Origin of the sequence: Pseudohaemophilus parahaemolyticus, from assembly GCF_938021905.1 — a bacterium.
Lineage (GTDB): Bacteria > Pseudomonadota > Gammaproteobacteria > Enterobacterales > Pasteurellaceae > Haemophilus_A > Haemophilus_A parahaemolyticus_B.
In genome coordinates, this window is sequence record NZ_CALIFA010000068.1 from 57486 (window position 1) to 66712 (window position 9227).

Below are 9227 nucleotides of genomic sequence, written 5' to 3' on the forward strand. Positions count from 1 at the left end.
TCCTCTCGCCCGCTTGCGGGAGAGAGACAGCCGTAAAGTGCGTTCAGCACTTGGAGGCAGAGAGGGGGGCGATATAAATTTCCCCTCTCCCTCCGAAAATCCTACAGATTTTCTCCACCCTCTCCCGCAAGCTGGTGAGGGAAATATAGTTACTTATGCAGCCCACATTCTTTCGAATCCTTACTCTCCCACCACCATCTTCCGGTGCGGATATCTTCACCTTCTTTCACTTGGCGGGTGCAAGGATCGCAGCCGATACTCGGGAAACCTTGGTGGTATAAATCGTTATAAGGGACGTTGTTTGCCAGAATATATGCCCACACATCGTTTTCCGACCAATCAAAAATCGGGTTGTATTTGTCGATGCCTCGGCTTTTATCTTGTTCGGCAAAAGGTAATTCGGTTCGTGTGGCGGATTGTTCGCGGCGTTGTCCAGTTAGCCATGCATCTGCACCTTGGATCGCACGATTTAAAGGTTCAATTTTGCGGATATGGCAACATTCACGGCGTAATTCCACGCTTTCATAAAAGGCAAATTTGCCTTTGCTCTCTACATAACGATCAGCATCGGCTTGATTCGGTTGAAAGCGTTCGATATGAATGTTCGGATAAACCTGATCCAGCTTATCAAGCAACGCCAAGGTTTCTGCGTGAAGCAATCCGGTATCTAACGTGAAAATGCAGATATTGAGATATTCACGCGCAATTACATCGGTAATGACCATATCTTCCACGGCAAGGCTGCTGGCAAAGCGGGCATTTTGATGATTCTCAGCAATGTGCTTTAAGCGTTGTTTTAACACCTCAGTTTTTTCACTCAATGCGGTTTGTGTATCTAACGCCACAAGCGGGATTTGCCAGAACGTAGGTTTTAAAAAAGCCATCCTCTTCCCCTACGCCACTTTCTCAACACTTAAACTATCAAGCGTAAAGTGTGGTTGTTTTTGGAGACGTTTTTCCTCGCTCTCTTCGCCAAACCACACCAATTGTTCGTGCAATTTCACCACTTCACCCACCACAATTAATGCCGGTGTAGGGGCGGTTTCTGCAAGTTCCGCAAGATTTGCAAGCGTGCCAATGGTGGTTTTTTGTGTCAGTTGTGTGCCTTGGCTAATGATCGCAATCGGTGTATCGGCAGCACGCCCGTATTGTTGCAAACGGTTGGAAATCAATGCCGCTTTGAGCGTGCCCATATAAATCACTAAGGTTTGATGGCTGCGAGCCAAGGTTTGCCATTCTATGTCGGAGGCATCCGCTTTGCGATGACCTGTGACGAAAATCGCACTTTGCGCATAATTTCGGTGTGTGAGCGGAATGCCTGCATAAGCGGTTGCTCCAATGCCGGCGGTAATGCCTGGCACGACGGAAAACGGAATTTGATGTTCAGCCAACACTTCTAACTCTTCGCCGCCACGTCCGAACACAAAAGGATCGCCGCCTTTTAATCGCACCACACGTTTGCCTTGTTGGGCAAGTTTAACTAATAATGCATTGGTTTCTTCTTGCGGCACGCAATCGCCTTTCGCACGTTTTCCCACGAAAATACGATCGGCATCACGGCGAATGAGGGATAGGATTTCATCAGAGACTAATGCATCGTAAAGCACCACATCTGCCTGTTGGATTTCTTGTAAACCATTGAGCGTCAATAAACCGGCATCGCCCGGCCCTGCGCCTACTAAAGAGACAAAACCGCCTTGGTAATCTTGTTCCAATTGAATTGCCAATGTTTGTTCGGCTTTTTCTTGTTGTTGGCTTTTTACAAGGCTAGCAAAACGCCCATTAAAGGCTTTTTCCCAAAAACGGCGGCGTTCGGTGACAGAGTGTAATTTGGCTTTCACCACCTCCCGCCATTTGCCCGAAATTTCTGCCATATCGCCTAATGATTGTGGCAATAAGGCTTCTAGTTTTTCACGCAACAAACGGGCAAGTACAGGGGCTTTGCCGGCGCTGGAAATGGCGATTTGAATTGGACTGCGGTCGATAATAGAAGGGAAAATAAAACTGCAATAAGGTTGGTCGTCCACCACATTTGCCAATTTATGTTGGCTTTCCGCGAGGTGAAAAATGCGGTGATTTAAAGCTTCATCATTGGTTGCCGCAATCACAAAAAAAGCGGTGCGGATTTGTTCAGCATTGAACTCTTTGGCGATCCATAAAATCTTATTTTCCGCCTCAAGTGCGGTTAATTTAGCGTTTAATTTTTTTGCCACAATACGAACTTGCGCATTCGCTTGCAGCAGCAAATTCACCTTGCGAGTAGCCACCGAGCCGCCGCCCACCACTAAAACGGCGCGACCGGCAAGGTCAGCAAAAAGCGGAAAATAGTTCATTACTTCACTCCTTCTTTCGCCTGTTGAGCGGCGATATATTCACGATCAAAACGTGCGTTATCCACAAAATAAGTTTGGTTAATCTTGTTCCAATCCCCAAAGGTCTCATTTACATCGAAGCTGTTTACGTTTGGAAAAAGAGCGGTCGTTTTTTCCAATACTTTTGCATTCGTCGGGCGGAAAAAATTTTCTACCGCCAACTGCTGTGCTTGCTCTGACCATAAATGAGTCAAATAAGCGTGTGCTTGTTGATGCAAACCATATTGTGCTGTGTTCTTAGTTACTTCCGCCACATACACTGGCGTGTAAGCGGTAAGGCTTGGATAAACCACTTCAAAACTCTCATTTCCAAGGGTTTTGGCGGCAAGCGCAGCTTCGTTTTCTGGTGCAATTAACACATCGCCGATATTGCGTTGCGTAAATGCAATGCTGGCACTACGTGCACCGGCTTCTAGCACAGGCACATTCTTTAATAAATTCACCATAAACGCCTGCGAATCTGATGTATGTTGTTCGGCATATGCCAAGGCGGAAAGATAAGCAAAACGCCCATTTGCCGAAGTTTTTGGGTTGGCAAATACCACTCTTACATCGGCACGGGTTAAATCCGCCCAGTCTTTGATCTGTTTTGGATTTCCTTTCTTTACCAACAACACCATTACCGAGCCAAAAGGCACCGCGCCATTTGGCAAGACCTTGCGCCAGTTTTGTGCCACTAAGCCTTTTTTCGCAAGCGCATCCACATCGTTACTTTGCGTCAAGGTCACGACATCTGCCGGCAAACCATTGAGCACCGCAAGTACTTGTTTACTCGCACCACCGTGGGATTGCGAAATCATTAAATCTGGGGCAAAGGCTTGGCGAAATTGCGGGTTGTATTCTTTGTAAAAATCGCGGATTACATCGTAAGAAACGTTAAGTAACACGGATTTTTGCTCCGTGCTTTCTCTCCAAAAAATGCCGCCTATTAACAAGGACAGCGCCAAAATTGATGCGATTTTTTTCATACTGTCCTCCTATAAGTTGCTGACTGGGAATTTCAATGGACGAATTTATAACCTAAATTTTTTTGCGGGTTAAATAATTTAAATGCTTCTGTTATAACTAAATTGAATATACTTGATCTTTATTGTGATGCATATATTCTAAAAATGCATAATAAATAGTTTTCTGTTCTTTGTGTTTTAAGAAAGAGCGGTTATTTTTTGCCATATTTTTGTAAAGGATTGAAAAAGAGGTAAGAATGAAAATGGTGTTACCCGGTTTTAAACGAGGCTTATTTATCACATTGGGCTGGTTAGGTTCGATGGTAATTTTGCCTCTAGTGCTATTGATATGGAGTGCATTACAGTTGGAAATCGGTCAAATTTGGCAAATTATCACCAGTGATCGCGTCATCGCCTCTATTTTGCTTTCCTTCAAAATGGCGTTTGTCGCCACAATCATTAACCTGATTTTTGGCTTTTTATTAGCCTGGATTTTAGTTCGTTACGATTTTCCGGGAAAATCCTTGGTCAATGCCTTTATTGATTTACCTTTTGCACTACCGACAGCCGTTGCTGGCATTGCCCTTGCCTCGCTTTATGCACCAACAGGGCTAATTGGTGAAGCGCTTGCGAGATGGGGGCTTCAGCTCGCCTACACACCAAGCTGCATTGCAATTGCTTTAATTTTTGTCAGCCTACCTTTCATCGTGCGAGCCATTCAACCGGTGCTGGCGAATCTGGATCCCAGCTTTGAAGAAGCCGTCCATATTCTAGGTGCGAATAAAATCACGACACTTTTTCGTGTGATAATCCCCAGCCTTCTCCCAGCCATGATTGGCGGCGCAGGAATGGGCTTTGCCCGCTCCCTCGGTGAATATGGCTCGGTGATTTTTATTTCCGGCAATGTACCACTTGTCTCGGAAATTGCGCCCCTGATTATTATGTCAAAGCTCGATCTTTACGATGTACAAGGTGCTTCTGTTGTGGCGTTGTTGATGTTAGCCATCTCTTTTTTACTGATTTTGCTGATTAATTTCGCCCAGTGGAAAGTGGCAAAACGGATTAGCCCGATAAGATAGGAGAAGAAAAATGGAAAGCAAAACTTGGCAAAAATGGGCGTTAATTGGCATTGCATTGAGCTTGTTCTTCATTGTGCTTTTACTGCCGCTTTTCACCGTGTTTTATTACGCCTTGGAACAAGGTTTTCGACTATTCTTTGAAGCGCTTACCAACGAAGAAGCCCTTGCCGCCATTTGGCTCACGATAAAAGTCGCCTTAATTGTATTGCCTATAAATGTCTTTATCGGCGTGGTAATGGCGTGGACAATTGCCTATTTTGATTTCAAAGGTAAAAGTTTTTTGACTGCACTTTTAGACCTGCCGTTTTCCATTTCACCTGTTGTGGTGGGATTAATGTTTTTATTGATTTTTGGTATGGATGGATTATTTGGTACGTGGCTCTCCGAACACAATATCCGTTTTATGTTCGCCACCCCAAGCATCGTAATTGTGACGCTTTTCGTTACCTTTCCGCTCATTGCCAAATCGCTTATTCCCACCTTATCCACCCAAGGTAACAGCGAAGAACAAGCCGCCTTGATTTTAGGCGCATCCACTTGGCAAATTTTCTGGAAAGTCACTTTGCCCAAAATGAAATGGGCACTTATTTACGGCATTATCTTAAGTAACGCCCGCGCCATGGGAGAATTCGGCGCAGTGAGCGTAGTGTCTGGTCATATTCGCGGACTCACCAATACGATTCCGCTGTTTGTTGAAATCAGTTACAACGAATACCAATTTATCGCCGCATTTGCCTGCGCTAGTTTGCTTGCCCTTATTGCCGTGGGAACGTTGGGATTACAAAATATCATCAACCTCATACAACGAAAGAAACTTGAGAAATCATTGCAACGAACAGCACAACAATAGGAACAACAAATGACCATTATTATTGAGAATTTAGAAAAACATTTTGGTGCTTTCCACGCCCTGAAAAACATAAATTTAACTTTCCCCGAAAACCAACTTACCGCTTTGCTCGGTCCCAGTGGTTGTGGAAAAACCACCCTGCTGCGCATTATTGCTGGGCTTGAATTTGCCGACAGTGGGAAGATTATATTCGGTGATAAAGAGGTGACTAAACTTTCTGCGAATCAACGAGGCGTGGGGTTTGTCTTCCAGCATTACGCCTTGTTCCAAAATATGACTGTTTTTGAAAATGTGGCATTTGGTTTGCAAGTTAAACCTAGAAATGAACGTCTAACTAAGGAAGAAATTTCAGAAAAAGTGACCGCACTTTTAAAGTTAGTTAAACTGGACTGGCTGGCAAATGCTTACCCGAATCAACTTTCAGGCGGACAAAAACAACGTATTGCTTTAGCACGTTCTCTTGCTGTTCAACCTAAAGTCTTACTGCTTGATGAACCTTTCGGTGCCCTTGATGCACAGGTTAGAAAAGAACTCCGCCGCTGGTTACGCGAGCTACAACACGAACTCAACGTCACCAGCATTTTTGTGACCCACGATCAGGACGAAGCCTTGGATATGTCGGATCGCATTGTGGTGATGAACAAAGGGCAAGTGGAACAAATCGACGAACCGAACCAGATTTACCACGCACCACAAACGCCTTTTGTGACCCAATTTGTCGGTGATGTAAATGTGTTTCACGGGCATATCGATCAGGGAAATTTGGTGGTTGGCGAATTCGCCCACAACTTGCAACCTCACGCCAATGCTACCCAAGCGGTCGAAAATCAAGCAGCCACTGCTTACATTCGCCCTTACGAACTTACCCTTTCCAAGCGTGCCGAGAACGCCCTCGCAAGTGGCATTATTCAACATATCAATGCCATAGGGTTTATTGTGCGCATTGAAGTGGAAAGTCCACAAACTGAACAACCGATTGAGGTGATTTTAACGAAAGAGAATTATTTGGCAGGGAATTATCAACTGGGAGAGCTGGTTTATTTAGTGCCAGATAAATTAAATCTGTTCCAAGAGATGAATATTTAAAAGAAAATGCAAGCGGTCGAATGTGCAATATGTTTTACAAATTTAACCGCTTGAAAATTTGATTAACGCTTATCGACTTTCACCACACCACTTAACTTGGTTAATCGTTGAATAACCACGTAAAGATGAGCATTATCAGTAACCGAAATCTGTAATTTCACTTGATAATTACCGTTTTCAATTGGGTAACTTTGCACCGAACCAATGTTACTATTAAGAGATGCAATGGTATTGGTAAGGCTTGCCAACACACCTGGTTGATCTTTGATTTCCAACACTAATTCTACATTCAGATTCTCAGGCTCTTCAGTTTCTAAAGCTTCATCCAAAGCATTAAGTTGTTTTAAGGCCTGTTTGATTTTCGAACGTGCTTTAGCACTCACTGCAAAATTCAACCAACTTGAGCTTGGGTAACGACCTGTTTCAGTTAAAATTTCAATCGTTTGACCAGATTGTAACGGTTGTGAGATTGGATATGGCTGACGATCCACAATCGCGCCCACACAGTGATCACCAATATCTGAATGCACCGCATAAGCGAAGTCGATAGCGGTCGATTTTGCAGGCAATTCTACAATTCTGCCTTTTGGCGTGAAGACGTAAATGTCATTTGAGAACAGCTCCGATTTCACGCTTTCAATAAACTCTTCTGCATTTCCCGCACTTTGTTGCAATTCGATGATGCTTTGTAGCCATTTTTGTGCTTTTTGTTGCACGCTGGTTGCGTGAATTTGCTCATCGTTATATTGCCAGAATGCCGCCACACCAAGTTCTGCCATTTGATCCATCTCTTCGGTGCGAATTTGCACCTCAATCGGCAGACCTTTATGCCCAATCATTGAGGTATGGATCGATTGATAGCCGTTACTTTTCGGCACGGCAATGTAGTCTCGCACTTGATACGGACGCGGTTTATACAGAGCGTGCACCCGCCCCAATGCTCGGTAGCAATTGTCCACATCATCTACCACCACGCGGAACGCATAAATATCCAAAATTGAACGGAAACGTTGATCGCGTTGGCGGAGCTTGTGATAAAGGGTGTAAAGATGTTTTTCACGCCCGTAAATACGCGCAGGAATGCCTGCTTCTTTCAGGCGACTTTCCAGTTCGTGCGAAATGGTGGCAAGCAAGTCTTGACGAGTACCGCGTGCTATTTCAATCGCCATTTTCAGCACATTATAACGGTGCGGATACATCGCTTTGAAACAGAGATCTTCCAACTCGTTTTTCAGATGTGTAATGCCTAAACGGTGGGCAAGTGGGCTGTAAATTTCGAGCGTCTCTTTGGCAATGCGAACACGTTTATCTGGGCGTAATGAGCCAAGTGTTCGCATATTATGAGTACGGTCGGCAAGTTTGATTAATACCACGCGAATGTCTTTGGTCATCGCCAAAATCATCTTGCGGAAGTTCTCCACTTGTGCTTCTTGGCGAGTGCGGAATTTTAATTTATCGAGTTTAGAAACCCCTTGCACAATTTCGGCAACGTTTTTGCCAAATTCGGCTGCAAGTTGTTCCTCGGTATAAGGCGTATCTTCAATTACATCATGTAAAAGCGCCGCCATCACGGCTTCGTGGTCGAGTTTCATTTCCGCAATAATGCCTGCAACGGCAACAGGGTGCGTAATGTAGGGCTCACCGCTTGAGCGAGTTTGCCCCTCATGGGCGTCTCTCGCAACAACAAAAGCACGTTTGACCAGCTCAATTTTATCGGCTGGCAAATACTGACGAATTATGCGATCTAATGGTTCGAAAAGATACACTATACCCCCAACATTAAAAATGAATAATGGACAATAAATTGCAATTGATATGGTTAATTTAACCGCTTGCGTTTTAATTGTCCATTATCCATTTCAGGAATTTATAAATTTTAATTAAGCGTTTGCTTGAACGTCTGCTAAGAATGAAATTGCTTCTTTTTCTGCGATGTCTTGTTGAACAGCTTGTTGATTATCAAACTGATCCATAATTTCGCCATTGATTAAGCCTTCTTCAATTTCTCTTAAAGCAATTACAGTTGGCTTATCATTTTCTTCTGGCACTAATGCCTCACGAATGTGAAGCTGGATTTGTCTTGCACGACGTGCCGCAATTAAAATTAAATCAAAACGGTTGCCGATAATTTCAGCAGCTTCTTGAACAGTTACACGAGCCATTTGTTACTCCAACGATTTGCGATTCTAGGAATTTTAGTATAAAGGGGTAGAATTATACAAAAAATAGACTAGGGTGACAATCTTAATAAACCTAATAATACATTTCCGTGAAACACTAACGGGGCTCTATCCCACAACCACACAGGAATCTGGATCTTTTGCCAGATTTTTATTCCAATACTTTACCTAAATAGTCCATTTGAAGCATTAACGGTTGATTTTAATGATCGAATGCCTAGATAATTAGCGAAAAATAGAGTTTCAAAAGTATGTCGTAAAAAGGAAATTATTTGGATAATACAGAAATGGTAAATTTCTGGGCGAATGAACCCAATTAAAATTAAAAGGACTGAACCCGATACAATGTCGACAACAGTCCTTTAAGTAACAATCTAATTTTTTGAGGCAGATCTATTTGCCCTTATTTTTCAATTACAGCGCCTCAATCGCCTTATACTGCTCTTGGATTTTTTCTAATCCAGATTGGTATTCTGCTTGTTTTTCACGTTCTTTCGCAATCACTGCTTCTGGTGCTTTAGCCACGAAAGCTTCATTGCTGAGTTTGCTTTCGATGCGTTTAACTTCGTTTTGATATTTTTCAATCTCTTTGGTTAAACGCGCAAGCTCTGCTTCTTTATTAATAAAGCCAGCCATTGGCACGAGTAATTCTGCATTGCCAACGAGTTTCGCTACCGCAAGTGGTGCGGTTTCGTTTGCCGCTAACACTTGAA

Annotated in this window: 8 protein-coding genes and 1 pseudogene; 3 read left to right on the forward strand and 6 right to left on the reverse strand. The window is 43.5% G+C overall.

What is annotated here, in order from left to right; all coding sequences use genetic code 11:
* Positions 1–149: 149 nt before the first annotated feature.
* Genes QMF79_RS07265 through QMF79_RS07275 form a run of 3 tightly spaced genes read right to left on the reverse strand, consistent with a single transcriptional unit; the run spans position 150 to position 3340 of the window.
* Positions 150–884, reverse strand: coding sequence for a phosphoadenylyl-sulfate reductase (locus QMF79_RS07265; protein WP_281773308.1), 735 nt, complete (start codon positions 882–884; stop codon positions 150–152).
* A 9-nt stretch (positions 885–893) separates the two neighbouring features.
* On the reverse strand, positions 894–2333 hold the full coding sequence (gene cysG, locus QMF79_RS07270; protein ID WP_281773309.1) for a siroheme synthase CysG: 1440 nt from the start codon (positions 2331–2333) through the stop codon (positions 894–896).
* The gene (locus QMF79_RS07275; RefSeq protein WP_281773310.1) at positions 2333–3340 is read right to left on the reverse strand and encodes a sulfate ABC transporter substrate-binding protein; all 1008 of its coding nucleotides are present in this window, start codon (positions 3338–3340) and stop codon (positions 2333–2335) included. The genes cysG and QMF79_RS07275 overlap by 1 nt, the downstream gene beginning before the upstream one ends.
* A 236-nt stretch (positions 3341–3576) precedes the next feature.
* Here QMF79_RS07275 and cysT point away from each other — a divergent pair, with 236 nt between their 5' ends.
* The 3 genes from cysT to QMF79_RS07290 are packed head-to-tail and all read left to right on the forward strand — an operon-like array spanning position 3577 to position 6334.
* Positions 3577–4398: a sulfate ABC transporter permease subunit CysT gene (gene cysT / locus QMF79_RS07280; RefSeq protein ID WP_281773311.1), complete on the forward strand. Its 822-nt coding sequence runs from the start codon at positions 3577–3579 to the stop codon at positions 4396–4398.
* A gap of 10 nt (positions 4399–4408) precedes the next feature.
* Positions 4409–5248, forward strand: a complete 840-nt coding sequence (cysW, locus tag QMF79_RS07285) for a sulfate ABC transporter permease subunit CysW (RefSeq protein ID WP_281773312.1) — start codon at positions 4409–4411, stop codon at positions 5246–5248.
* Between the two features lie 9 nt (positions 5249–5257).
* Positions 5258–6334 carry a sulfate/molybdate ABC transporter ATP-binding protein gene (locus QMF79_RS07290; protein ID WP_281773313.1) on the forward strand — a complete coding sequence of 359 codons (1077 nt, stop codon included), beginning with the start codon at positions 5258–5260 and terminating at the stop codon, positions 6332–6334.
* A gap of 62 nt (positions 6335–6396) precedes the next feature.
* Here QMF79_RS07290 and QMF79_RS07295 read toward each other — a convergent pair whose 3' ends face one another.
* The 3 genes and pseudogenes from QMF79_RS07295 to QMF79_RS07310 all read right to left on the reverse strand — a co-directional run.
* Positions 6397–8100 (reverse strand): RelA/SpoT family protein, encoded by a 1704-nt coding sequence (locus QMF79_RS07295; protein ID WP_281773314.1) that lies wholly within the window; start codon positions 8098–8100, stop codon positions 6397–6399.
* A gap of 114 nt (positions 8101–8214) precedes the next feature.
* Entirely contained in the window at positions 8215–8496 is a 282-nt protein-coding gene (gene rpoZ, locus QMF79_RS07300; RefSeq protein ID WP_281773315.1) for a DNA-directed RNA polymerase subunit omega, read from the reverse strand.
* A gap of 432 nt (positions 8497–8928) precedes the next feature.
* Positions 8929–9227, reverse strand: a pseudogene (locus QMF79_RS07310) (class I tRNA ligase family protein); the annotation flags it as partial.

Bases quoted from the DNA above. Each gene is read 5' to 3' on its own strand.
- QMF79_RS07265 (WP_281773308.1), bottom strand. From the start codon at position 884: ATGGCTTTTTTAAAACCTACGTTCTGGCAAATCCCGCTTGTGGCGTTA.
- rpoZ (WP_281773315.1), bottom strand. From the start codon at position 8,496: ATGGCTCGTGTAACTGTTCAAGAAGCTGCTGAAATTATCGGCAACCGT.
- QMF79_RS07290 (WP_281773313.1), top strand. From the start codon at position 5,258: ATGACCATTATTATTGAGAATTTAGAAAAACATTTTGGTGCTTTCCAC.
- QMF79_RS07275 (WP_281773310.1), bottom strand. From the start codon at position 3,340: ATGAAAAAAATCGCATCAATTTTGGCGCTGTCCTTGTTAATAGGCGGC.
- cysT (WP_281773311.1), top strand. From the start codon at position 3,577: ATGAAAATGGTGTTACCCGGTTTTAAACGAGGCTTATTTATCACATTG.
- cysW (WP_281773312.1), top strand. From the start codon at position 4,409: ATGGAAAGCAAAACTTGGCAAAAATGGGCGTTAATTGGCATTGCATTG.
- cysG (WP_281773309.1), bottom strand. From the start codon at position 2,333: ATGAACTATTTTCCGCTTTTTGCTGACCTTGCCGGTCGCGCCGTTTTA.